Origin of the sequence: Hyphomicrobium sp. (genome assembly GCF_019744875.1) — a bacterium.
Lineage (GTDB): Bacteria > Pseudomonadota > Alphaproteobacteria > Rhizobiales > Hyphomicrobiaceae > Hyphomicrobium_C.
On sequence record NZ_JAIETU010000003.1, the window covers coordinates 186546 to 211451 of the forward strand.

Annotated in this window: 22 protein-coding genes and 1 tRNA gene; 8 read left to right on the forward strand and 15 right to left on the reverse strand. The window is 66.0% G+C overall.

Features of this window, described 5'->3' with window-relative positions:
* Window positions 1-119 precede the first annotated feature (119 nt).
* Window positions 120-1211 (reverse strand): DUF2817 domain-containing protein, encoded by a 1092-nt coding sequence (locus tag K2Y42_RS07705; protein WP_291150688.1) that lies wholly within the window; start codon window positions 1209-1211, stop codon window positions 120-122.
* 114 nt (window positions 1212-1325) lie between these two features.
* Entirely contained in the window at window positions 1326-3341 is a 2016-nt protein-coding gene (locus tag K2Y42_RS07710; protein ID WP_291150689.1) for an MFS transporter, read from the reverse strand.
* Between the two features lie 202 nt (window positions 3342-3543).
* Between K2Y42_RS07710 and K2Y42_RS07715 the strand changes: the two genes are divergently transcribed.
* Window positions 3544-3861 (forward strand): DUF485 domain-containing protein, encoded by a 318-nt coding sequence (locus K2Y42_RS07715; protein WP_291150691.1) that lies wholly within the window; start codon window positions 3544-3546, stop codon window positions 3859-3861.
* 17 nt (window positions 3862-3878) lie between these two features.
* Window positions 3879-5444, forward strand: coding sequence for a cation acetate symporter (locus tag K2Y42_RS07720; protein WP_291151429.1), 1566 nt, complete (start codon window positions 3879-3881; stop codon window positions 5442-5444).
* A gap of 12 nt (window positions 5445-5456) precedes the next feature.
* Here the strand turns inward: K2Y42_RS07720 and K2Y42_RS07725 are convergent, their stop codons facing one another.
* Window positions 5457-6161, reverse strand: a complete 705-nt coding sequence (locus tag K2Y42_RS07725; RefSeq protein WP_291150693.1) for a hypothetical protein — start codon at window positions 6159-6161, stop codon at window positions 5457-5459.
* Window positions 6162-6330: 169 nt separating this feature from the next.
* On the opposite strand from K2Y42_RS07725, the gene K2Y42_RS07730 reads away from it, so the two are divergent.
* The 6 genes from K2Y42_RS07730 to K2Y42_RS07755 all read left to right on the forward strand — a co-directional run bounded on the left by K2Y42_RS07730 (window position 6331) and on the right by K2Y42_RS07755 (window position 12313).
* Window positions 6331-6405 (forward strand) — tRNA-Asn (locus K2Y42_RS07730).
* 502 nt (window positions 6406-6907) lie between these two features.
* Entirely contained in the window at window positions 6908-8353 is a 1446-nt protein-coding gene (locus K2Y42_RS07735; RefSeq protein ID WP_291150695.1) for a mannose-1-phosphate guanylyltransferase/mannose-6-phosphate isomerase, read from the forward strand.
* Window positions 8354-8679: 326 nt separating this feature from the next.
* Window positions 8680-9099 carry a hypothetical protein gene (locus tag K2Y42_RS07740; protein ID WP_291150696.1) on the forward strand — a complete coding sequence of 140 codons (420 nt, stop codon included), beginning with the start codon at window positions 8680-8682 and terminating at the stop codon, window positions 9097-9099.
* Window positions 9100-9138: 39 nt separating this feature from the next.
* Window positions 9139-10512: a hypothetical protein gene (locus tag K2Y42_RS07745; protein WP_291150699.1), complete on the forward strand. Its 1374-nt coding sequence runs from the start codon at window positions 9139-9141 to the stop codon at window positions 10510-10512.
* 116 nt (window positions 10513-10628) lie between these two features.
* Entirely contained in the window at window positions 10629-11555 is a 927-nt protein-coding gene (locus tag K2Y42_RS07750) for an ABC transporter ATP-binding protein (protein ID WP_291150701.1), read from the forward strand.
* The gene (locus K2Y42_RS07755) at window positions 11552-12313 is read left to right on the forward strand and encodes an ABC transporter permease (protein ID WP_291150704.1); all 762 of its coding nucleotides are present in this window, start codon (window positions 11552-11554) and stop codon (window positions 12311-12313) included. The genes K2Y42_RS07750 and K2Y42_RS07755 overlap by 4 nt, the downstream gene beginning before the upstream one ends.
* Window positions 12314-12324: 11 nt before the next feature.
* On the opposite strand, the gene K2Y42_RS07760 is transcribed toward K2Y42_RS07755, so the two are convergent.
* The 12 genes from K2Y42_RS07760 to K2Y42_RS07815 all read right to left on the reverse strand — a co-directional run bounded on the left by K2Y42_RS07760 (window position 12325) and on the right by K2Y42_RS07815 (window position 24717).
* Window positions 12325-12963, reverse strand: a complete 639-nt coding sequence (locus K2Y42_RS07760) for a hypothetical protein (protein ID WP_291150706.1) — start codon at window positions 12961-12963, stop codon at window positions 12325-12327.
* 108 nt (window positions 12964-13071) lie between these two features.
* Window positions 13072-14421, reverse strand: a complete 1350-nt coding sequence (locus K2Y42_RS07765; protein WP_291150708.1) for a L,D-transpeptidase family protein — start codon at window positions 14419-14421, stop codon at window positions 13072-13074.
* 173 nt (window positions 14422-14594) lie between these two features.
* On the reverse strand, window positions 14595-15617 hold the full coding sequence (thiL, locus tag K2Y42_RS07770; RefSeq protein WP_291150710.1) for a thiamine-phosphate kinase: 1023 nt from the start codon (window positions 15615-15617) through the stop codon (window positions 14595-14597).
* 100 nt (window positions 15618-15717) lie between these two features.
* Window positions 15718-16254, reverse strand: a complete 537-nt coding sequence (nusB, locus tag K2Y42_RS07775) for a transcription antitermination factor NusB (protein WP_291150712.1) — start codon at window positions 16252-16254, stop codon at window positions 15718-15720.
* Window positions 16251-16724 (reverse strand): 6,7-dimethyl-8-ribityllumazine synthase, encoded by a 474-nt coding sequence (gene ribH, locus K2Y42_RS07780; protein ID WP_291150713.1) that lies wholly within the window; start codon window positions 16722-16724, stop codon window positions 16251-16253. The genes nusB and ribH overlap by 4 nt, the downstream gene beginning before the upstream one ends.
* 40 nt (window positions 16725-16764) lie before the next feature.
* Window positions 16765-17910 carry a 3,4-dihydroxy-2-butanone-4-phosphate synthase gene (gene ribB / locus K2Y42_RS07785; RefSeq protein WP_291150715.1) on the reverse strand — a complete coding sequence of 382 codons (1146 nt, stop codon included), beginning with the start codon at window positions 17908-17910 and terminating at the stop codon, window positions 16765-16767.
* Window positions 17907-18503: a riboflavin synthase gene (locus tag K2Y42_RS07790; RefSeq protein ID WP_291150718.1), complete on the reverse strand. Its 597-nt coding sequence runs from the start codon at window positions 18501-18503 to the stop codon at window positions 17907-17909. The genes ribB and K2Y42_RS07790 overlap by 4 nt, the downstream gene beginning before the upstream one ends.
* Before the next feature lie 25 nt (window positions 18504-18528).
* Window positions 18529-19641, reverse strand: coding sequence for a bifunctional diaminohydroxyphosphoribosylaminopyrimidine deaminase/5-amino-6-(5-phosphoribosylamino)uracil reductase RibD (gene ribD / locus K2Y42_RS07795; protein WP_291150720.1), 1113 nt, complete (start codon window positions 19639-19641; stop codon window positions 18529-18531).
* Window positions 19642-19719: 78 nt separating this feature from the next.
* Window positions 19720-20211, reverse strand: a complete 492-nt coding sequence (nrdR, locus tag K2Y42_RS07800; RefSeq protein WP_291150722.1) for a transcriptional regulator NrdR — start codon at window positions 20209-20211, stop codon at window positions 19720-19722.
* Window positions 20212-20312: 101 nt separating this feature from the next.
* Window positions 20313-21599 carry a serine hydroxymethyltransferase gene (gene glyA, locus K2Y42_RS07805; protein WP_291150725.1) on the reverse strand — a complete coding sequence of 429 codons (1287 nt, stop codon included), beginning with the start codon at window positions 21597-21599 and terminating at the stop codon, window positions 20313-20315.
* 256 nt (window positions 21600-21855) lie between these two features.
* The gene (gene hemA / locus K2Y42_RS07810; RefSeq protein WP_291150727.1) at window positions 21856-23091 is read right to left on the reverse strand and encodes a 5-aminolevulinate synthase; all 1236 of its coding nucleotides are present in this window, start codon (window positions 23089-23091) and stop codon (window positions 21856-21858) included.
* A gap of 303 nt (window positions 23092-23394) precedes the next feature.
* A complete protein-coding gene (locus tag K2Y42_RS07815; RefSeq protein ID WP_291150729.1) occupies window positions 23395-24717 on the reverse strand; it encodes a L,D-transpeptidase family protein in 1323 nt (440 codons plus the stop codon).
* Window positions 24718-24906 lie beyond the last annotated feature (189 nt).

Consider the following 24906-nt stretch of genomic DNA (forward strand, 5'->3'; position numbering starts at 1 on the left):
CGCAGCGACCAATAAATCCGTCACCCTGACGAAGGTCAGGGCCCAGTCACGCCTCAAGCTATGTGACCGAGCAGACAAGCGCGGAGCCGTCAGATTGGAGTTTGCGAAGGCGGCCCCGCTCAGCGCAGCAACCCGCGCATGGCGGCCTGGCTGACCGCGTTGGCGCGATCGAAAACCGCCCGCTTCCACGCAGCATCATCCGGCGAGAACACTTCGACCAGCCGCTTGCGATAGACCTCGATGCCGGGGTCTTTCGCATGATGGGCCCAGTTCTCGTCGATCATCGCATTGAGAACCTTGAGCATCGGATACGTTCCGAACTCGAGCCCGACGGGCAGGAGATGCTCGCCGCTTTTCGCCGTATAGGTCAGGAGGTCGCCGGACAAATGCGCCGACACCGAGTTGGCGTCCGGATCGACCACGACATCGCGCCCGAAACAATCCGCAAGCACGGCCGAACGCGCCCCGCTGACACCCGAGCCAAACGGCGCTCCCCATTGGCTGATAAGCTGACCGCTGCCGCGCGGCCCAAGCCCTGTATGATAATCCACGACCACGACCTTGGCCTTTCCGGCGAGGCCCGCGAGGATTCGATCCCACGTGCCGCGCGACCAGGAGGGCGCCGACCCGCCGAAAAAGAGCCCGGTCGGATGCGTGTACTGGCCCTTGGTCACGGCGCCCTGAAGCGCCCGGATTCCCCTCTTCGCAACGAACGACCCGAATGCGAGCGCCCGGCGCACACGCGCCAGCCCGCCCGGCTGCATCGTCAGCAGAGGATGCAGCGCGTCGTAATCCGCGTTGGGCTGAGTGGCGGGAAACGGCGCGAAGTTGCGATTGAGGTCGATGCTGTCCTCGTTCACCCGACGCTTGAACGCCGCGCCGTACGGGTTGAGCACGTGCACGAGAAGGATAGCGAGATCGGAGCCGGGCGGCGGACGCAGGCCAGATTGCAATTGCGCAACCTGCAACCCGGACCCCGCCAGCCCCTCAACGCCGTGCGTCCCCGACACAAGAACGAGCACATTGCGGGCATCGGGACTGCCGAGCAGCGCGACGTCTGTTGCCAACTCCTCCCCGGCGGGCCCGCGCGCCGGGTGCACATAGGCCTCGACCGTTCCCCCTGCGTCCGCGACGGCCTTGAGAAAACCGCTGCGCGCCGTCGCGTAGTCGCGCGGAAACCACCGATCGGGCGTGAAGTCTGGCGGCGTCATGTCTGATCCTGGCCTGACCTGTGGAGATGCCCCACGATATCATGAAGCGCTCGAGCCGAACCACAAAACGCACAGCGCACTGAAAATCCGTAGAGGCGCGCCTCGCACGCGCGATCAGCCCCGAACGGGCGGCGTGCTCGCGAAAGACTTCGCAAGCTCCCGCATCATCGCGCGCACGTCCGGATGCTCATTGCGATCCCAGTCGGCGAGCATGTCTTCGAGATCGCGCTCGCGCCGCGCCAGGAGCCGCTCGAAGCCGGCCCGGCCTTCGGCCGTCAGCTCATATCGGCCTTCGGCCGTGACATCAGAGTGGCCTTCGGCCGTCCCATCGGAGAGGCCGCTTTCGCCCTTCGACGCAAAGCCCCCGCTGACGAGCCGGCCGAGAAGTCGCGAGATCTGCTCCCTTCCGACGTTGAGACGCGCGGAAAGCTCTCTCTCTGTTCCATGTCCGCTGTTCTCGCCGATCCGCGCCAGCAGCCAAAGTTCGTCAGGCTCGACCGCGAGCGAAATCTGCCGGGCCGCGCGCTGATACACGCGCCACCGATTTTCGCGCGCCGTGATACGCGCAACGATCCGCTTCAGCTCATCGAGCGACGTCGCATCGCGCGGCATCGGAAACGCCTCGCCCGCCGCTTCCGGCGAGATCGTCGTCTTGAGCGGAACCTCCCGGATGGCGAGCGTGATCAGGAAACTCACCGCCGCCAGCGCCGCCGCCGTATGGAATACCGGATGCAGCGCCGCCACGAACTCCGTGAAGTAAGCGGTTCGCAACGGCTCCCCGAGCTTCGCGATCGTGGCCGGATCGATCATCCCGCCCGCCTCCGGCAACGTCAGCCGCAAACTGCTGTCCAGCGAATAGGCAAAGATGGCCCCGAAGAGTGCGGCTCCGACCGATCCGCCGATGGAGCGGAACAGCGTCGTGCCCGAGGTCGCAACACCCAGCCGCTCGTACGGCACCGCGTTTTGCACGGCCATGACCAGGATCTGCATGACCATCCCGAGACCGGATCCGAGCATCAGCAGGTAGGCGGCTGTCGTTTCGGCAGAGGTCTCCACATCGATCGTCGACAACAGGACGAGCGCGATCGTCATGATCGCCGTCCCGCAGACCGGGAAAATCTTGTAGCGCCCCCAGCGGCTGATGATCTGGCCGCTCACGATCGAGCTCGCGAACACGCCCATCATCATCGGCGTCATGAACAGTCCCGCCCGCGTCGGATCGAGGCCCTTCACCACCTGGAAGTAAACCGGCAGCAGCGTGATAGACCCGAACAGCGCCATGCCGACGATGAAGCCCACCGAAGTTCCGATCACGAACGCGCGGTTGCGGAACAGCGACAGCGGCAACAGCGGATCGGCCGCGCGCTGCTCGACGAGCACGAAGCCCGCGAGCGACGCCACCGCAAGCCCCGCGATGGCGACCAGGCTGACCGGCGCCTCCTGCGCAAGAGTGGCCCCGAGGCTTGTGATCAGCACGATCGACGTGAGAGCCAGCGCCAGCAGCGCCGCGCCCGGATAGTCGATGCTGACGTTGCTGCGGCGCGCGGGCGACCGGAACGTGCGGCTGATGACCACGAGCGCCAGCAGCCCGAGCGGAAGATTGATAAGAAAGATCCAGCGCCACGAGAACTGATCGACGATGAACCCGCCGAGCAGCGGCCCGAGCACCGTTGAAAGTCCGAACACGCCGCCGAAGAAGCCCTGATAGCGTCCCCGGTCTCGGGGCGGAACGATATCGCCGACGACCGCAATCGACGTCACGATCAGCCCGCCGCCGCCGAGCCCCTGCAGGAAGCGGAAGGCGATCAGCTCGGGCAGATTCTGCGCGACGCCGCAGAGCAGCGAACCCACGAGAAACACGCACACGGCCGCCTGCAGCACGATCCGCCGGCCGTAGAGATCGCCGAGCTTACCGTAGAGCGGCACGACCACCGTGCTCGACAGCAGGTACGCCGTCACGATCCACGACAGATGCGAGAGCCCCCCGATCTCGCTGACGATGGTCGGAAGCGCGGTCGCGACGATGGTCTGGTCGAGCGAGGCCAGCAGCAGCACGAGCACGAGCGCGGCGAACGTCGCAAGCAACTGACGCTGCGGCGTCGGAGGGGTTTCGGTCGAAAGATCCTGCATGGGGAACGGTAGGGCCCTTTGCGGCAACGGACATCATATCTTCGCCGGACGCCTACTGAAGGGGTGTGTCCGGCACACGACTTAAACACAGGTAGACATACCGCATGAACCGCTTCCGATCGTCGCGCAATCGTTTAAGCTCCCGCCCAAAGAACAGTGCCGCCGGCCCAAGCCGGACGGCTACGCACCGGGGGAAACGACCATGGCAGCCGACACCGGCGCGCTGATCGAGAGGGTCAGCCGCGATCCCGAGTTCCGCGATCTTGAACGGCGGCGCTCACGTTTCGCCTGGACCCTGACATTGATCATGGTCGTCATCTACTTCGGCTTCGTACTCACCGTAGCCTTCGCCCCCGCCATCCTGGCCCGCCCCCTGGTCGAAGGCGGCGTCACGACGCTCGGCATTCCCCTCGGCATCGGCGTGATCCTGACGGCGTTCGTCCTCACCGGCCTCTATGTGCGCCGCGCCAACACCGACTTCGACGCAACCACCGAACGCATCATTGAGAGGCTCAAGTGAACGTCGAAGCCATCGCAATGTTCCTGCTGTTCGTGGCGACGACGCTCGTCATCACACGGTGGGCCGCCCAGCGCACCCGCACAGCATCAGATTTCTACGCGGCAGGCGGCGGCATCACCGGCTTCCAGAACGGCCTCGCCATCGCGGGCGATTTCATGTCCGCCGCATCGTTCCTCGGCATTTCGGGCCTGGTATTCGCCTCGGGTTTCGACGGGCTCATCTACTCCGTCGGCTGGCTTGTGGGCTGGCCGATCGTTCTCTTCCTGATCGCCGAGCGCCTGCGCAATCTCGGCCGCTTCACGTTCGCCGACGTGGCTGCCTTCCGCCTCCAGGCAACGCCCATCCGCACGCTCTCCGCAGTCGGCACGCTGGCCGTCGTCGCGCTCTATCTCATCGCCCAGATGGTGGGAGCCGGAAAGCTCATCGAGCTCCTGTTCGGCCTGCCTTACCTCTACGCGGAGATCGTCGTCGGCGTCCTGATGGTCACCTACGTCGCCACCGGCGGCATGGTGGCGACGACATGGGTGCAGATCATCAAGGCGTGCCTGCTGCTCGGCGGCGCATCGTTCATGGCTCTCGCCGTCCTCATGCACTTCGGCTTCTCCTTCGAAGCCATGTTCCGCTCGGCAACAGAAGCCCACCCGGATGGCATCTCGATCATGGGCCCGGGCAAGCTCGTGACGGATCCCATTTCCGCCATCTCGCTCGGCCTTGCGCTGATGTTCGGCACCGCCGGCCTGCCGCATATCCTGATGCGCTTCTTCACCGTCAAGGACGCCAAGGCCGCGCGCAAGTCCGTGTTCTACGCAACGGGCTTCATCGGCTACTTTTACATCCTGACCTTCATCATCGGCTTCGGCGCCATCACGCTGCTGATGAACGATCCCGCCTACTTCAAGGCTGCGGACGGCGGCCTCTATGACAAGATCGGCGGCATGATCGGCGGCACGAACATGGCCGCGATCCATCTGTCGAAGGCCGTTGGAGGATCCCTGTTCCTAGGCTTCATCTCGGCCGTCGCCTTCGCCACCATCCTGGCGGTCGTGGCCGGGCTGACGCTGGCCGGCGCCTCGGCCGTGAGCCATGACCTCTACGCCAGCGTGTTCGCGAAAGGCCGCGCATCCGAGCAGACCGAGATCCGCATTTCGAAAGTCAGCGCCCTCGTCATCGGCGTCGTGGCGATCCTGCTCGGCTATGTGTTCGAAAACCAGAACGTCGCCTTCATGGTGGGGCTCGCGTTCGCCGTTGCGGCGAGCTGCAATTTCCCCGTGCTCGCGATGAGCATCTTCTGGTCGGGCACCACCACGCGCGGCGCCGTCGTCGGCGGCTTCCTCGGCCTCGCCTCCGCAATCGGCATGGTCGTGCTGAGCCCGGCCGTGTGGGTGAAGACGTTCGGCTTCCCGCAGGCGCTGTTCCCCTACGACAGCCCCGCGCTGTTCTCGATGACGCTGGCGTTCCTCGGCATCTACGTGGTCTCAAAGCTCGACCGCAGCGCTTCGGCCGACGCCGAGCGGGCCGCCTTCGCAGCCCAGTTCGTCAGATCCGAAACCGGCATCGGAGCAGGTGCCGCGAGCGCGCACTAGCGCAAGGGGTGATCACGCGGACGCGGGCGAAACCCGTTCGAGACGCGCCACGAGCGTCTCCATCAGCGATTGCCCGTCCGCGATCGTGGACGTCATCAGCGGGATCGTAACCTCCGGCGCGCTGCGTTGCGCCACCACCACGCGCTCGCACCCATCGATCCCGTACTTGCCGTCAATCACGCCGACATCCGTAATGATCCAGTCGCCCCACGCGCCCGACAGCGTCCGCCCATCCACGACCGGCAGAAACAGCCCGTGCTCGTTCGCGACGATGTTGAATGCGGTGCGCGGTACCATGGCCGCCTCGCGCAGCGTGCGCAGCAGACGCCGCCGCAGGTAGACCCTGACCCCGATCAGCATCACGACGAAAACACCCACCGCGATCAGAAACTGCCAGACGAGATCGCCGGCCTTCTGATCTCCCGCGAGCGCAGCGACGACGTACACGCCCGCCACCAGAGGCAGCGCACGCGTCAGGATCAGCCGGCTGTCCGACGCCATCCGCCGGTCGTGCCCATCGAGCCCCTCGCTGCGCCAGGTCCGCGGCAACGCGACCGCCCGCCCGCGCACCGCCATGCCGGCCACGTAGGCGCCCTGGGCCGCCAGCCGCGCCCGCCGGGCGGCAGGCGCCGTCAGCCGGTGGGCCCCATAGATGAACCCGCCGATCCCCACGGCCATTGCGACAAGAAGAAGGGTGATCCCCAAGGCGGATTGCATCGTCGATGTCCCAGCGCCGCCGCCCACGCCAGGGGACCGCGGTTCTCCGCCCCCCTCATAGCGGCCAACTGGCGCGTCCGTCTCGATTTACGCAGTTTTTTTGCCAAGGCACTGGCCACCCCGGCAACCATCTGCTATGAGCCCGGCTCTCGGCGCCGTTGCGCCCTGTTCCGTGGTAGCTCAGTGGTAGAGCATCCGACTGTTAATCGGACGGTCGTAGGTTCGAATCCTACCCACGGAGCCAATTTTTTCAGACACTTGCCGGATTTTTTGGCCGCCCCTCGGGCGGTACGCGGGCTCGCCACAAGCCCCGATGATCCGGGCCGCCCCACCGGCCGGAATGCCCTGCCCAGAGCCAAGTCCTGCCCCGGCATCCACCTTGCCGCCCTTCGGAAAAAATGGGAAAAAAGTGCAAGCTTTTGCAACGCGAAGCGCCCAATTCCGGGCGTCCGCGGCGGCGCGTTCACACTAACGATTCGAATGACTTCACTTCGTTGAAATCCGTGTTTTGATCATCATTGAGTTCAGGGAGCGGCGTGTCTCGGTCAAGCGTGCTCACGATCCCTGGTTCCGGACCCCGATGTTTCGGACCGATCGGGTGCTTCGAGCAGCACACAGGACGGTCGGCCTCCCCTACCCCGCGCACGGCTCTTGAGGCTCTCACCCGGCGGGTGCGGGCCTGAGCGTCGGACGGCTGAACGTGCTCGAACTGCTCACGTCGCAAGTGTGAAATGGCTGGCAACAGAATGTCCCCTCGTCGCATCGTCCCGGTTGTTCTGTCTGGCGGCTCAGGCACGCGCCTTTGGCCGCTGTCGCGGTCGATGTACCCGAAGCAGTTCATCTCCGGACTGAACGGTTCGCCGTCGAGCCTCCTCGCGGCTACGCTCACGCGCCTGCATCCGGACAGCGGCTTTGCAGCCCCGATCGTGGTCTGCAACAACGCCCACCGTTTCCTCGTCCGCGAGCAGGCTGCCGGTGTCGGCATTCTCCCGCAGGCGATCGTCCTCGAGCCCGAAGCGCGCAACACCGCCCCCGCCATCGCGGTCGCCGCGCTGATCGCCGCTGAGCGCGATCCCGCGACCATTCTCGCAGTCATGCCCTCCGATCACGTCATCACCGATGCGCCCGGCTTCAGCGAGGCCATCAAGCGCGCCGGTGCGATTGCAGAGCGCGGACGGATCGTGCTCTTCGGCATCACGCCGACCGAGCCGCACACCGGATACGGCTACATCCGCAAAGGCGCCGAGCTCGACGAAGGCGACGGCTTCGATGTCGACCGCTTCTTCGAGAAACCCGATATCGACACCGCCCGCGGCTATCTCGCCGATGGCGGCTATAGCTGGAACAGCGGCATCTTCGTGTTCCGCGCCGACACGTTCCTCGACGAGCTTGCCCGCCTCGATCCCGGCGTGCTGAACGCGGCCCGCCAGGCTCTGGCCGGTGCCACGCACGATCTGGGATTCCTGCGCCTCGACGCACGCGGCTTCGCCCAGTCGCCAAGCATTTCGGTCGACTATGCGGTGCTGGAAAAGACGAACAAGGCCGCAGTGCTGCCGCTCGCCATCGGATGGAGCGATCTCGGCTCGTGGCGATCGCTGTGGGATGCGGCCGAGCACGACGGCAACGGAAACTTCGTCCAGGGCCAGTCCGTGATCGAAGACACGTCGGATTGCTACATCCGCAGCGAACGAGCCCTCATCGCCACCATCGGCGTCAAGGATCTGGTGATCGTCGAGACCCCGGATACCGTGCTCGTAGCCGACAAGTCGCGCTCTCAGGATGTCAGCATGCTGGTGGCGCGCCTCAAGGCGGCAAACCGCAAGGAGCACGAGCAGCACGTCCGCAACCATCGGCCGTGGGGCTTCTTCGAAACGCTGAACATCGGCCCGCGCTTCCAGGTGAAGCTCCTGCACGTCAAGCCGGGCGGCACGCTTTCCATGCAAATGCACCACCACCGCTCAGAGCACTGGGTCGTCGTGCAGGGAACCGCGCGCGTCACCATCGACGGGCGCGAGAAGCTCGTCGGCGAAAATGAGAGCGTCTACATCGTCGCCACCCAATGGCACCGCCTGGAGAACCCCGGCAAGGTGCCGCTCGAGCTGATCGAGGTGCAGATCGGCACCTACCTCGGCGAGGACGACATTATTCGCAGCGACGACATCTACCACCGCGCGAAAGAGGAAACGCGCTAGAGGCGCCCCTTCGTCAGACGTAGGCCCATCGCACGCCATTTTCGGGCGGACGGGGGTTGTCGAAGCGCCCTTCGCATGGCCGTGAGCGGCCCGGGAAATCGGCCCGGTGGGAAACGGAGCGTTTGCCCTCATCCGGTCCGAATGTTGTCATCTGTGGCCGGAAGCCGCAGGCGCGCCCCGCACGCCAAACCACAGATCAGCCATGCTGAACCGCTATTTCAGATCCGCGACGGCCAGGCTAAACCGTTTGAAAATCTGCAGAGAATGACCCAGTGAGATCCGCCGACATCGCTCACAGCGCCAGGACGAGCGCGCTTCGAGCCGGCATGGCGATCGCAGCCTGGCTCGCAACCGCCGCCTGCGCGGCCACCGGCTACGCCGAAGGCAAAATACCCCGTGCCGGTTCGACCATCGAGCTGGCCCAGGTCATCAAAGTATCGCCCACCGACCCTGCCCCGGCAGCGGCGGCCCCCCCAACCGATCCCGAGTGCCTCACCATCACCCAATCGTCCGAAACCACGTACATGATTTCCAACACGGCCTGCGCCGATCAAAGCATCCTGACCTCGATCGAGCTGGCGACAGGCGACGACCAGGCGCGGTGCTTCACGAAGAAGATCCGCAGCCAGATCTCCATTGCGAGCGAAAGCGCTCCCCCCGTGATCAACTACCAGTGCATCGAAGGTTCGCCGGGGTGCTCGGCGGACGTTCTGCGCAGCATGTTTCCCGAGTGCCGCGCCGGTTGACGGACGCCATTTCATGACGTGGGACGAGGTCCTGGCCTGATGTCTGACTACGACCGCGATGGCAATGTCGAGCGCCAGCAGATCCACGAGATCGCGCTCAACGTCGCGCGCCGACTGCTGAGAGTGCTTGAGATCGGCCGCAGCGCGCCACCCGCGCTCGCCGCCGAAATCGATGCGACCGCCCGTGTCATTTCCGACGTCCAGCACGACGTCGAGCAGGTGATGGCCATGCAGCCGTTCGGCGCGGCGCTCGACATGTCCGTTCTGACCCACATCCTCGGCAGCCAGCAGTATGCCGTCGGGCTGCTCGAACAGCTCGAGAAGCGGACGCAGGGCTACGGCGCCGCAACGCCTCTCCCGTCCGCGCCACAGGCGCTGCTGCCAGCGCCGCAGGCATTACCAACGGCCTCGCAAACGTACCCGGCGCACCCCGCCTTTCCCACGACGGACACCTTCGCCCAGCCGCAAACCTTCGCTCAGCCGCAGCCCTTCGCCCCCGCGCAGGATTTCGGCCAGCAGAACTTCGGCCAGCCGCAGAGCTATGCAGATGCGCAGACCTTTGCCGACGCCCTGCGCTTTTCGGCCCCGCAGCCCTACGCCGCCCCCGATCCTTACGCCGCGTCTCGCGCCGCCCCGCGCCCGCCCGCGCCCGAAGCGCCGCGATATGCGCCCCAGCAGGCGCCCGGCATGCACCCCAACGGCCAGTACAACGGCGCACCGGCCCAGCCTGGGCCCGCGCCGTACTACTCCGGGCCCCCGCCATCCCAGCCCCCGCGTGAACCGGTGCCGCGCGGCGCGCAGCAGCCGCGACAGGCGCAGCCCCAACCGGCGCCTCGTCAGCGTCCGCCCGGCGCAGCGCCAGCGCCCCGCGCCGCCAAGGCCGCATTCAGCATGCCCGATTTCGCCGCCCTCGGCGCGCGCATGTCGGAGCCGAAATTCGCCGCCGCCGCCGCGACGCTGGTCGTCGTGACCAGCGCCCTGATCGGCGCCTACACCCTCCTTCCCGGCCCGCAGGCCGACAAGCAGCGCGACGTCGCGCCGGGCCAGAAGCTCGACGGGCGCCTCGATACGGACATCGCCGCGCCTTCCGTGCACCGCACGCCCGCGCAGCAGTTCGCGTCCGTCGCCCCCGATCCCAACAGCATGGAGCAGCCGTATCTCGTCGTGCTGGCCACGCGCGCGAGCACGGAAGAGCTGCAGAAGGATTTCCAGGGCTTCAATACGGCGTACCCGGAGTTGCTCGGCGGACGCAAAGCGCGCGTCGACCGCGTACAGGGCCAGGACCAGAAAACCTGGCACCGGCTGTCCCTGATTCCCCCGCAATCGCACGCCGAAGCCAAAGACCTCTGCGCCAAGCTCAAGGCCGCGGGCCTGACGGGCTGCTGGATCCGGCGCGTGCCGCTCTCGAAGTGATCGGCAGAAATCACGCAGTGTGACAGCGTTGCATCCCGGCCGCTTGCGGGTTCGCACCCTTGCCCCTATGTGGAAGCAGCCCGGCACCCTGGCCGCGCGTGAACCGGCGATAGCGCATGCAGCCCATCATCTCCGTGAGCGACGTCAGCAAAACGTACGCGACCGGCCACGTCGCCCTGCGAACGATCAACCTCGACATTCGCGAGGGGGAAATTTTCGCGTTGCTCGGCCCGAACGGCGCCGGCAAGACGACGCTGATCGGCATCATCTGCGGGCTCATCAATCCGAGCAGCGGCCACATTACCGTCGCCGGCCACGACATCGTGCGCAACTACCGCACCGTCCGCTCCATGATCGGCCTGGTGCCGCAAGAACTCTCGACCGAGATGTTCGAAACCGTCTTTGCGACGACGGCCTACACGCGCGGTCTGTTCGGCAAGCCGAAGAACTCCGCGTTTGTCGAGAAGGTGCTCCGCGACCTGTCGCTTTGGGACAAGAAGGACAGCCGCATCATGGCTCTTTCGGGGGGCATGAAGCGGCGCGTGTTGATTGCCAAGGCCCTCGTGCACGAGCCGCGCATCCTGTTTCTCGACGAGCCGACCGCCGGCGTGGACGTCGAGCTCCGCAAGGACATGTGGAACGTCATCCGCCGCCTCCGCGACGACGGCGTCACCGTCATTCTGACGACCCACTACATCGAAGAAGCCGAGGAGATGGCGGACCGCATCGGCGTCATCACCAAGGGCGAGCTGATCGTCGTGCAGGAGAAGCACGAGCTGATGCGCAAGCTCGGCAAGAAGCAGCTGGTGCTGGAGTTGCAGAAGCCGCTCGATGCCATCCCGGCCGCGCTCCAGAAGCACGCGCTCGAGCTGGCGCCCACAGGCACCTCCCTCACGTTCACCTATGACACGCAGGCGGAGCGCACGGGCATCACCGCCCTCCTCGCCGACATGCGCGAAGCCGGCATCGGCTTCAAGGATCTCGCGACGAGCCAAAGCTCGCTCGAAGACATATTCGTCGACCTGGTGAGGCAATCGCGATGAACTTCCAAGCCGTGCGCGCCATCTACGGATTCGAGATGGCGCGGTGGGGCCGCACGCTGACGCAAAGCGTCGTCTCGCCGGTCCTGTCCACCTCGCTCTACTTCGTCGTCTTCGGCACGGCCATCGGCTCGCGCATCGCCGAGGTCGACGGCATTGCCTATGGCGCCTTCATCGTGCCGGGCCTCATCATGATGATGCTGCTAACCGAAAGCACGACGAACTCCGCCTTTGGCATCTATTTCCGCCGCTTCACGGGCACGATCTACGAGTTGCTGTCGGCACCCGTTTCCGCGTTCGAGATCACCCTCGGCTATGTCGGCGCCGCGGCCACGAAATCGGTCATCCTGGGGCTCATCATTCTCGCAACCGCGAGCCTGTTCGTGCCGATCCACATCGCCCATCCGTTCTGGATGCTGGCCTTTCTGGTGCTGACCGCCGTGACGTTCAGCCTGTTCGGCTTCATCATCGGCGTCTGGGCCGACGGGTTCGAGAAGCTGCAGATCGTACCGATGCTCTTCCTGATGCCGCTCACGTTCCTCGGCGGCACGTTCTACTCGATCAAGATGCTCCCGCCATTCTGGCAGACGATCGCGCTCTTCAACCCGATCGTCTACCTGATCAACGGCTTCCGCTGGAGCTTCTACGAGATCTCGGACGTCAACGTCGCCGTGAGCCTCGGCATGACGCTCTGCTTCCTGTCGGTCTGTCTCGTCGTGATCTGGTGGATCTTCAAGACCGGCTACCGGCTGAAGCCCTAGGCCACGCGCCGTTAGCGCACGCCGATATCGCTCGTCTTGGCCGTGCCTGCCTGGATGCGCGCGAGCTGCATCGCGCCCTCGACCATGTTGCCCGGGTGGGCGAGATTGGCGAGCGCGCCCGCGATCAGAGCATCGACCCCGAGGCCCGCCCGGCCGACGACCAGCAGCGCGCGGTCGCGCACGTCGATGGCGTCTTTCACCGCATCGAGATGCGCGCGGCTCTTGACGCCTTCGAACTCGGGCGTGACGAGCGCGAGCCCATAGCGCTGACCGGCCAGCGCCGCGGCGACATCGAAGGACGCGTCGGCCGGCACGTTCGCAAACACCGCCGCCGTCGCCTCCCGCGGCGCCGGATCATGATGGACGGTGACAAACGCACGATAGAGATCGATAAACCCGGGGCGGCCCGTGACGGCGATGTCGGACCCAATGCGCTCGCAGCCGCCATGCCACAGCGCAGCCTCGGGATCGTCCTCGCACGTCATACGCACCGAGTAGGCGCGCGGCAGATCCATCCGCCCCTGCACGTCCGACAGCCAGAAAGCGAAGGCCGTCCAGCCCCCCACCACCGCCAGCACGAGCAAAAGCCGCCACCTGGCAAGCAGGTCGGAGACGGTGTTCTGCGTGGCTATGGCGAGTCGCGAGATCATGACGGGCGGAGAATTCCACCCGGCGGCGGCCAAAACAAGCCGAGACGCGCACTTTTCGCCGGAGCGGGTGGGGCTAGCGCGCGGGCCACGTGCCGCAAACGCCCCGCGTTAGGGCGCAAGGCCCTGCGACGGCGGCGGCGGTGCATCCGGATCCAGAACTTCCGCCATGGCCGTGTTTCCGTCGCGGCCGTAGATGTCGGGGCGGAATTCGACGCGCCCGTCGGGCTCGGCCCAGGCGGTGATGTAGGCGAAGTAGACCGGCACCGGCCGCGTGAGCTGGATGTCAAGCGCCTGGCCCTGATCGAGCACGGACTGAACCTGGCCGGGCTGCCCCCAGCCGGGCTCCAGGCTCGCGAGCCATTCGACGAGCTGGAACACGTCCTGCACGCGCACACAACCGGCGCTGAACGCCCGCGCGCGCTGCTGGAACAGGGGCTTCATCGGCGTATCATGCATGTAGACGCCATGCTCGTTCTGCATGTCGATGCGAACGAGGCCGAGCGCGTTCTGCGGCCCCGGATCCTGCTTGAGCTTCACGACCGACGCCCTCGCCTGCGACCAGTCGATGGACGACGGATCGAGCTCGGGCCCGTTGAAGTCGCCGGAAATGACGCGGATGCGCTCCTTCTGGAGGTAGTCGGGCTCCTTCACGAGGCGCGGAAACACGTCGAGCTGCGCGACACTGTCGGGCACGCGCCAGTAAGGGAAGAAGTTGACGGCGCGAATCGTCGCCTTGAGCGACGGCGTATCGCGGCCCGGCCGCCCAACGATGACGCGATGGCGCAGCACCGTGCGATAGCGGTCGACGGCTTCGAGCTGGAATGCCGGCACGTTGACGAGCACATAGCGCTCTTCGGGCGGGCTGCGCACGAGTTCGAGCAAGCGTCCGTGATTGAGCTTGAGCTGCGCCACGCGCTGGTCGGCGGTGATGTTGAGGGCCGCCAGCGTGGGCTTGTCCACGCGCCCCGTGGCGCGCAGCCCGTTGCGCTCCTGATAGCTCACGACCGCGGCCTCGAGACCGGTGTCGAAGGTGTAGTCGCTGTAGCTCGACGATTTCGGCAGCTCGCCCGTCACCATCAGGCGGCGGCGAAGATAGGGCACGCGTTCGTCGCTATCGCCGGCACGCAGCATGCGGTCGCCCGGGATCTGCGGCCAGCCGCCGTTGCTCGCGATGCGCTGATAGAGTTCGATCGCGTTTTCCATGGCGACGAGCATTTCGTCGCTGCGATAAGGCACTTCATTCGCGCGAAGATCGTTCAGAACCTCCTGGCGCGGCGGCGTGCGCTCGAGCGAAGCGCGCTTGCCGGTATAGTCCGGAGAACCGAAACTCGTGATCCCTTCGTACCAGTTGCCGTCCTGCGCCACCGCAGGTCCGGACAGGCCGACTGCGACGGCGATTAACAGGACCGCGAAACTGGCGCGAAGGCCGCTGCGGCCGAACGTGTTCAATGAACCCACCGGAAGTCCGATCCTGTTGCAAAAAGTTCGCTGCGCTCGCGCAATTTCGACGGCGCATGATGGCCCACCGCACACACATACGGGTTGAGGCCGTTTAACGGGATTCATATGGCCAAACAAAGACCCCAGGCAACCGCTCCGATGACGCAACCGATTGAATTGTCACGCTTGCGCTACTTTGGTTTGTCGTGTGGCCGCGCCGCGCCTGGAGCCGGGAAATGGTCCCAGCCACCCCCCTCGAACGCCAGGGGGTGTCCGTCTAACGCGGTGACGGAGAGCCCCGTTCCCCCGCCCAGCGCGCCGATCTCCGTTACGTCCACGCCGCTGGCCCGCGCGGCCGCCTGAAACGCCTCCGCGCGATCGGGCGCAATCGCCGCCAGCACCTGATAATCGTCGCCGCCCGTGAGCACCGTCCGGAAGGAGCCCGGATCGGCCGACACAACCGCGCGCGCCGCAGCCGAAAGCGGCACTCGGACCCCTTCGATATGCGCCGCCACGCCCGAGACGCCCGCGAGGCGGCCGCAATCCCTGAGCAACCCGTCCGAGACATCCATCGCCGCCGACGCGAACTCCAGGAGAAGCGGCGCGAGCGCGAGCGGCGGCCGGGGCCGCAGGTAGCGCGCCAACAAGGGCGCGACATGGGTCGCATCGAGCCCCAGCGCGCCCGCAAGCCCTGGATCGAACCGCAGCTTGAGGCCCAGCGCGCTGTCCCCGATCGTGCCGGAAACGAACAACCGGTCGCCGGCCCGCGCGCCCGCCCGGCGCACCATGCGGCCGGCAAGCACGCTGCCGAAGGCGGCAACCGTCGCCGACGCAGGCCACGGCCTGCAATCCGTATCACCCCCCGCAAGCGAGAGGCCGAACGCGGCCTGCGCTTCGGCCAGCCCGGCCGCAAACTCGTCGAGCCACGCGCGCGCGGGCTCCTCCGGAAACGAAAGCGACAGCAGATACGCGATCGGCGTGGCGCCCTTCGCGATCAGATCCGATACGTTGACGGCCAGCGCCTTCCACGCGATGTCGCGCGCCGCATCGTCGGAAAAGAAATGGACGCCTTCCGCCACCGCGTCTGTTGTCACGACGAGATCGTGGCCCGCGGGCGGAGCCAGCACGGCGCAATCGTCCCTGAGCCCGAACGCGCCCGGAAAGCCCGCCGCAAGCGGGGCGAACGTGCGTTGGATGAGATCGTCTTCGCCCACAGCCGGCTTGCCTCTTTTCCGATGGCGAGTGATCCGACAGCGAGTGTTCTATGGCAAGCCGCGTCGATTGCAGCGCCCGCCCCACGGGCGAGCCTCCGCCTCAGCCGCCTTCGCCACCCGGCGCTTCGAACTCCTTGGCCCGCACCTTGTGCGCGATGCGGTCGAGAACGCCGTTGACGACCTTCGGCTCGTCCGCTTCGAAGAACGCCTTCGCGATGTTGATGTATTCGTTGATCGTCACGCGTGCGGGCACGTCGCGGCGCTCCAGCAGCTCGAACACGCCCGCGCGCAGAATAGCGCGCAGAATGGAATCGACGCGCACGAGCCGCCAACCGGTGCGCAGTTGCTGGTCGACGAGCGGATCGATCTCGCGCTGCCGCCGCACCACGCCCTTGACGATTTCGGCAAAGAACGTCGCGTCCGCGCCGCCGAGATTGACCAGCGCTTCTTGCACCTCCGGAGCATCGCCGTCGGTTTCAGCCGGTGGGGCATCGTCGCGCATGAACTGCGCGATCACATCGGTGACGTCGGTGCCGGCCAGATCCATCTGATAGAGCGCCTGCACGCCCGCCATGCGCGAGACGGTGCGCGGCTTCGGCGTATCTCCACCGGTCTTCTTTTTGCGCGGAAGAATCATGGACGGCCAACGCCGAAATCGCGAGCCGTGCGGATCAGCCTGAGGCAGGCGCGGGCGGCATCGCCGCCCTTGCCCGCCGCACCGCCCCGCGCACGCGCGAGCGCTTGGGCTTCCGTATCCACGGTGAGGACGGCATTGCCGAGAGGTATGCGGTGTTTGATGGCGGTGTCCATGAGCCAGTGGTTGGTCATATTGCAGACGATATCATAATGCGACGTCTCGCCCCGGATTACGCAGCCGGCGACGATCACTCCGGTATAGTCTCCTGCGGGATCGAACCGCCCGGCCGCAAAGGCCTGCACGAACGCCTGGGGAATTTCGAGGGCGCCGGGCACCGCCACGCGGTCGAACGCGACCTCCGCACCATCGAGCACCTCCTTCGCCCCGGCGATCAACGCTTCCGTGATCTCCAGGTAATAAGGCGCCTCGATGATGAGCACGCGTCCCGGCCCACCGGTGTGAAGCTCCATCTCGACAGATTGGCGTTGTCCTGTGCTGACCATCGCCCGGCTACTCGATCGCTCGCGTGCCGACGATCCGGAGCCCGTAGGCTTCGAGGCCGACGTACACGTCATCGGGTGCGTTGGTGAGCAGCGTCATGTCGCCCACGCCGAGCTCGCGCAGGATCTGCGAACCGACGCCGATGTCCACCTGACGCCTGCCGCGCGCACCCTTGTTGTCGGCCGACGCATTGGCTTGCCGTGACGTCCATTCGGAAACGCTCTTCGGCCCCAGGTCGCGGATCAGCACGATCACACCGCGCCCCTCGCGGTCGAGCGCACGCATCGCGCTCGCCACCGCGTTCTGCCCGCCGCCGATGCCGAGCAGATCGCCCGGCACGTTGACCGCATGCACGCGGACCAGAACCGGGCCCGGCGCCGAGAGGTCGCCCTTGACGAGCGCCAGATGCTCGACCGGCTCGACGGTGGTCGTGAAAACGTGAAGATCGAAATCGCCGCCGAACGCACTCTGCACGCGCGACTGCGCAACCCGCTTCACGAGGCGGTCATGCTTCAGCCGGTAGGCGATCAAGTCTTCGATGGTGCCGATCTTGAGGCCGTGGCGCTGCGCGAACGGAACGAGGTCCGGCATGCGCGCCATCGTGCCGTCTTCGTTCATGATCTCGCAGATGACCGCCGCCGGATAGAGACCGGCCAGCCGCGCCAGATCGACGGAGGCTTCCGTGTGCCCGGCGCGGATCAAAACGCCGCCCTCGCGCGCGACGAGCGGAAACACGTGGCCGGGCGAGACGATGTCGCCCGCGCCCTTGGTCGCATCGATGGCGGTCGCGATCGTGCGCGCCCTGTCGTGTGCCGAGATGCCCGTCGTGACGCCTTCGCGCGCTTCGATCGACTGCGTGAAAGCGGTCCGCTCACGCGCCGCCTGCGTCCGCACCATGTATTCGAGACCGAGCTCGCCCGCGCGCGTCTGCAAGAGCGTCAGGCAGATCAATCCGCGGCCATGCTTGGCCATGAAGTTGATCGCGTCGGGCGTCGCCATTTGCGCCGGAATGACAAGATCGCCCTCGTTCTCGCGGTGCTCCGCATCGACGAGCACGACCATGCGGCCGTTGAGCATGTCGTCGACGATCTCCTCGGTCGACGACAGGAAGCCGCCGCCCTCCGAGTAGGCGATTTTTGAAAGACCGGTGCTCAAGCCCGAAACTCCATGATGCGCGCGACATAGCGCGCGAAAAGGTCGATCTCGACGTTGACCTCGTCGCCGCGCTTTTTGCGCCCCCACGTGGTCTGGGTCAAGGTCACCGGTATGAGATTGACGCCGAAGCGGTTTCCCGACACCTCGTTAACGGTGAGGGAGGTGCCGTCGAGGGCAATCGACCCCTTGGGTGCGGCATAAGGCGCAAGATGCACCGGCAGCTCGAGCGTTACGCGGAGGCTGTCATCGTCGCCCTTGAGGTCGATGATGCGCGCTACCCCGTCCACATGGCCCGAAACGATGTGTCCGCCCAGTTCGTCGCCGGCCTTGAGGGCGCGTTCGAGGTTGATGCGCTCGCCCACCTGCCACCCGTCAAGCGTGGTCTTCGAAAGCGTCTCGTTCGAAACGTCGACCGTGAACGCCGAGCCGTTGCGGCCGTCCGCGCGCACCGTCACCACCGAAAGGCACGTCCCGTTGCACGCGATCGACGCGCCGATGGCGATGCCCTCCGGCGCGTAGCCCGAGCGAATGGCAAACCGCCCGCCTTCGCGGCCGATCAACTCGCCCACATCCGTGATGATGCCTGTGAACACCGGCCTCTGCCTTCCAAATCCTAGATCAGCCCATCGGCCGCGCGCGAAAGACCGAGACCCGGTCCGCTCCGATCCGCCGTTCCGACGCAAGCGTGAGATCTAGCCCCGGAGCATAACGGGCGGCAAGCTCATCCGGCGCGACCAACGGAGGGGTTTCGCCCCCCTGCCGGAAAATGACCACTTCGTCGACAAGGCCCTCGGACGCAAATCCGCGCCACATCGCGGGGCCCCCTTCCACGAGAAGGCGCGTAATTCCAGCCTCCGCCAAACCCTCCAGCACATGCGCCAGCGAGAGCCCCTCCCCGGTCGCCGGTCCGCTGAAGATATGCGCACCGGCCGCCTCGTAGGCTTGAATTTCGCCCGCGTCCGCACCGAACCCCGTAAAGAGCCAGACCGGCACGTCACGCGCGGTCTGGAACAGCTTGGCCGGCATCGGCAGGTCGAGAGACCGCGCCACGACCACCCGCACCGGCGAACGCGCCTCGAGGCCGGGCAGCCGGCACCTGAGATCCGGATCGTCGTCACGCACCGTGCCCGAGCCGACCAGAATGGCATCCGCCTCGGCGCGCATCAGATGACCGGCCGCACGCGCCTCAGGCCCCGTGACGAACGTCGGCGCCCCGCCGTTGCCGCGCGGGACGTGCCCCTGCGCCGAAAGCGCCATCTTGAGCTGCACGAACGGCCTGTTGGCGGTCACGCGCAGGATGTGGCCGCGCGTCACCCAGTTGGCCTCGTCCGCCATCAGACCGATGTCGACAACGATCCCCGCCGCGCGAAGCCGCGCGCTTCCTTCACCCGCCACGCGCGGATCGGGATCGCCCGCGCCGATGACCACACGCCGGATGCCCGCCGCAATGACGGCGTCCGCGCACGGCGGCGTCTTGCCGTGGTGGGCGCAAGGCTCGAGCGTCACGTAGAGCGTCGCGCCGCGCGCACGTGCTCCCGCGCGCTGCAGCGCCTGCGTCTCGGCATGCGGCCGCCCGCCGGGCTGCGTCACGCCGCGCGCAATCACCTCGCCGGTGGCCTCGTCGGCAATCACCGCCCCGACTGACGGATTGGGCGCGGTGGTGCCGAGCCCACGCCGAGCAAGCATCAAGGCAATGCCCATCATGTGCTGATCGAACGGCGTGAAACTCATGACCTCTGATCCGTTGACCGCACCCGTAGGCACGAGCAGTAAACTCCCAACGCCACTACCCTGCCGCCTACTGCCCACCTAATGCTTCTTCGTAATCGGGTGCTCGGCCACCGTGCCGTCGTCGCGCGCGATCTCGCCCAGCACTTCCTGGAAATCCGCCGCCTCCCGGAAATCCCGGTAGACGGATGCAAACCGCACGTACGCAACCGGATCGAGCGCGCGCAGGCCTTCCATCACGAAGGTGCCGATGGTGGATGATGGGATCTCCGTCTCGCCCGAGCTTTCGAGCTGGCGCACGATTCCCGAGACCATGCGGTCGATCCGCTCGGTCTCGATCGGCCGCTTGCGCAGCGCCACCGCCACCGACTTCAGAAGCTTGTCGCGGTCGAACGGCACCTTGCGCCCGCTGCGCTTGAGCACGGTCAGCTCCCGCAGTTGCACGCGCTCGAACGTCGTGAAGCGTCCCCCGCAATCCGGGCAGACGCGGCGACGGCGAATGGCCGCGTTCTCCTCCGTCGGGCGGCTGTCCTTCACCTGCGTTTCCTCGCAGGAGCAGTACGGGCAGCGCATGCATGTCTCCATCGAAAAGGCGCCGAAGCTCACGCCCCGGCGCCCTGTTTTAGTTCATGTTGCAGCCGCGCGAAACGACGGCGGCCGCGCGTACCCGGAAATTACGAGTAGATCGGGAAACGCTTGCAGAGCTCGGTGGCTTCGGCCTTGATCTTCTCTTCCACCGCGCCGTTGTTGGCTTCGCCGTTCTTGGCGAGGCCCTCGAGCACTTCCGCGATCATGCGGCCGATGTCGCGGAACTCGGCTTCGCCGAAGCCGCGCGTCGTGCCGGCCGGTGCGCCGAGGCGAACGCCCGAGGTCACCATCGGCTTCTCGGGGTCGAACGGAACGCCGTTCTTGTTGCAGGTGATGTGCGCGCGGCCCATCGACTTCTCGGAGATGTTGCCGGTGAGCTTCTTCGGCCGCAGGTCGAGCAGGATGAGGTGCGTATCGGTGCCGCCCGAGACGAGCGCGAAGCCGGCGTCCACCAGCACTTCGCCCATGGCCTTGGCGTTGACGATCACCTGCTTGGCGTAGGCCTTGAACTCAGGCGTCAGGATCTCGCCGAATGCCACGGCCTTGCCGGCGATGACATGCATCAGCGGGCCGCCCTGGATGCCCGGGAAGATGGCCGAGTTGACCTTCTTGGAGATATCCTCGTCATTCGTGAGGATCATGCCGCCGCGCGGGCCGCGCAGCGTCTTGTGCGTCGTCGTGGTGACGACGTGGGCGTGCGGGAACGGCGAGGGATGCTCACCGGCGGCCACGAGACCCGCGAAGTGAGCCATGTCGACCATCAGGATCGCGCCGACTTCATCGGCGATCGCGCGGAAGGCGGCGAAGTCGAACTGGCGCGGATAGGCAGAGCCACCGGCGATGATGATGCGCGGGTTCTCGGCCTTGGCGATCTCGCGCACCTTGTTCATGTCGATGCGATGGGTATCGGGCTCGACCTGATAGTGCACGGCGCGGAACCACTTGCCCGACTGGTTGACCGTCGCACCGTGCGTGAGATGGCCGCCGTGAGCGAGGTTGAGACCGAGGATCGTGTCACCCGGCTTGGCGAGCGCGTTGAAAACGCCCTGGTTTGCCTGCGAGCCCGAGTTCGGCTGAACGTTTGCGAAGGCGCAGCCGAAGATCTTCTTGGCGCGGTCGATGGCAAGGTTCTCGACGATGTCGACGTACTGGCAGCCGCCGTAGTAGCGCTTGCCCGGATAGCCTTCGGCATACTTGTTGGTCAGAACGCTGCCGGCTGCATCCAGCACGGCGCGCGACACGATGTTCTCAGAGGCGATGAGCTCGATTTCGTACTGCTGACGGCCGAGCTCCTTGTCGATGGCCGACGCCACCTCGGGATCGGTCTCGGTCAGGGGAGATTTGAAAAACCGGGCGGTCGTGGGATTGGACATGGACGTTTCCTCGTTGGGTAGGCTTTGTAATCGCGGGGGGAGCGCAGGGCCGCGCTGAACATTCGAAATATGAAAACCCGGCATCTCCCCAAGTCTGGCGACCTTGGGTGTGACATTCCGGGCCCGACTTTCGCATGGCCTTATCATGCGTCAACGGCCCGCAACAGTGAAGTCGCGGTCGCACCCAAAATACTGTGCGATCCGCGAGGCCACCCCCCGCCCGGCTGTTCCGCCGGACGGCATTGACAGACAGGGATTATTCCGCGGCGAGCTTGCCGGTGCGGCCGACTGCGGCCGGACAAGCGGCCCAAAGGCCGCGCAGCGCTTCCGTAAGCGTGTCCATCTGCGCGTCGGTGTGATGAGGCCCGGGCGTCAGGCGGATGCGCTCCGTGCCGCGAGGCACGGTCGGGTAGTTGATCGGTTGCACATAGATGCCGTGGGCATCGAGCAAGCGGTCCGTCACTTCCTTGCAGTGGACGGGATCGCCGATCAGAACCGGCACGATGTGGCTCTGGTTCTGGAACACCGGCAGGCCTGCCGACGTGAGGCGCGACTTGAGCGCGCGCACGCGCTCCTGGTGGCGGGCCCGCTCGAGGCTGCTGTTCTTGAGGTGGCGGATCGACGCCAGCGCACCGGCCGCGATGGCGGGCGCAAGCGACGTCGTGAAGATGAAGCCCGGCGCAAACGAGCGGATCGCATCGATCAGGTCGCGGGTGCCGGCGATGTAGCCGCCCATGACACCAAAGCCCTTGGCCAGCGTCCCGTTGACGATGTCGACGCGGTCGAGCACGCCGTCGCGCTCGGCGATGCCGCCGCCGCGCGGGCCGTACATGCCGACGGCATGAACTTCATCGAGATAGGTGAGCGCGCCGTACTTATCGGCGAGATCGCAGATCGCGGCGATCGGCGCGATGTGCCCGTCCATCGAGTACACGCTCTCGAAGGCGATGATCTTCGGCGTATCGATCGGAACCTGCTTCAGCTTGGCTTCGAGATCGGCCGGATCGTTGTGACGGAAAATGCGCTTCTCGCAGTTGCCGTGACGAATGCCTTCGATCATCGAGGCGTGGTTCTTCTCATCCGAGAAAATCACGCAGCCCGGCAGCAGCTTTGCGAGCGTCGAGAGCGCCGCCTCGTTGGCCACGTAAGCCGACGTGAACAGCAGCGCCTGTTCTTTCTGGTGGAGATCGGCGAGTTCGTTTTCGAGTTCGACGTGATAGTGCGTCGTGCCGGAGATGTTGCGCGTGCCGCCCGATCCCGCGCCGACCGAGTCGATGGCCTCGTGCATAGCCGCGACCACGCTCGGATGCTGGCCCATGCTGAGATAGTCGTTTGAGCACCACACGACGATGGGCTTTGCGCCGCCCGGAGTGACATGGTCGGCTGCCGGAAAGGCGCCCCTATGCCGCTTGAGGTCTGCGAACACCCGGTAGCGGCCCTCCTTGCGGATCGCATCGAGAGATGCCTTCAAGTGCCTCGCGTAATCGACCATCGAAACGTTTCCCTAGGCTTCGTGTTCTTGGCGCGGCCGTTCTTAGCGGCTCGGCTCCGTTAACGACAGCATGTTTCGTCGCAATCTAGTTTGCAACCGCTCTAATGTCGCGGCAATCCCTTTGGATACAAGCGAAATTCCGAAAACACAATTGGACGCGTGCGCCCTTTTGGGGCGAGCCATTGCTGTCGCTCGGATTTTTTTATCGCCTGCTGCAACGCAGCGCGGAACCACTGCGAGGACTGTGCAACGCACAACGGGCAAGCGCATTGACCAAAGTCAAAGGCGCGCGGCGGTCCGGCCTCAGTAGGAGGTCGCGATTTCGGCCACGCCGTCCCGATTGTAGAGGTCGCGGCGGAACTGGATCGCGCCGTCCTCCGTCGCCCAGGCCGTGATGTACACGAAGTGCAGCGGCACGGGGGTGGCGAGCCGCACGTCCTTGCGCTCGCCCGTCTTCTTCATGTCCTCGACCCGATCCTGCTCCCAGCCGTCGTTCTGGGCGACGAGCCAGTATGCGAGGCGCTCGATGTTGTGGACGCGGATGCAGCCCGAGCTGGCCGCCCGGAAGTTGCTGCCGAACAAGCCCGACGACGGACTATCGTGCATATAGACCGACTCGCCCGAGGCGAAGTTGATCTTCACGAACCCCAGCGGGTTATCCTTCCCCGGCGGCTGCCGGTACGAATACGACTTCGGCGCCGAAGAGCTCCAGTCGATCGTCTCGGGATCGACCTTCTTGCCGTTGCTGTAGGCTTCGATCCCCGTCTTCACGAGCACGTTCTCGCCCTTGGCCTGCATCTCCCGTCCCTGGGGAATGAGGTCCTTGGTGATCACGGTCGGAGGCAGGCGCCAGGTCGGATTGAAGTTGAGCTCCGTGATGGTCGAGCGCAGCAGCGGCGTTGGCCGGTCCACCTTGCCCACCACGCCCGTATGGCGCGTGATCACCTTGTTCAGCGCCACGGCCTCGACCTGCGCGGCCGGGATGTTCACGACGACATACTTGCGCTGCGGCTTCACCACTCCGGTGAGCTCCGTCAGGCGCTTGAGATTGGTCTTGAGCTGCGTCAGCCGGTCCTCGGCCGTCACATTGAGAGCCGCAACCGTCGGCTTGTCGAGACGACCGTTCGGCGTCAGCCCGTTGTTCGTCTGATAGACTTTGAGCGCCTCGACCAGCGTGCCGTCGAGTTTTTCGCTGCCCGCCTGGTCCGCGCTAAGCTCGCCGGACACGATCAGCCGGTCACGCAGCTCGACGATGGCGAAATGATCCTCGCCGGGCTTCACGGTCGCGTCCGGCACCGCCTTCCAGCCGCCCGCCTCGACGATGGCCGTATACCGATCGATCGCCGTCTTGGTGGCCGCCACATTGCCCTGCGCGAGGGTCGGAAGACCAGCCGGCGGATTGCGCTCCAGCTCCTTCAGCGCCTGCCGTTCCGTCGCCGGGTCGCTGGCGCCACCGCCGCCGACCGGACCGAACTGCAGCGCCCAGTTTTCATCCAGCGCATGCGCACCGCCCGCCGACAGCGCAAGCCCGAGTGCGGGAAGCGACGCCGCCAATGCGAGAATGTAACGATTGCCACTGCGGCCCGACACACGTCTGGACATTGTCGTCATGGACATTGCCGTCATGCCCCCATGCCCTGCTCGGCAGGGCCCTCCCATAGCCGTCGGTCGCGACCGACCGACTCCGCACGCTACGCTGTGAAGTGGCCGCACATTCGCATACTCCGCGACGCAAAAAATAGTCCCACCCCCCACGGACAGTGGAAGTGGTGCCGCCAAGCCACAAACGCAGGCGGGGGCATCCTCGTCGGGGTC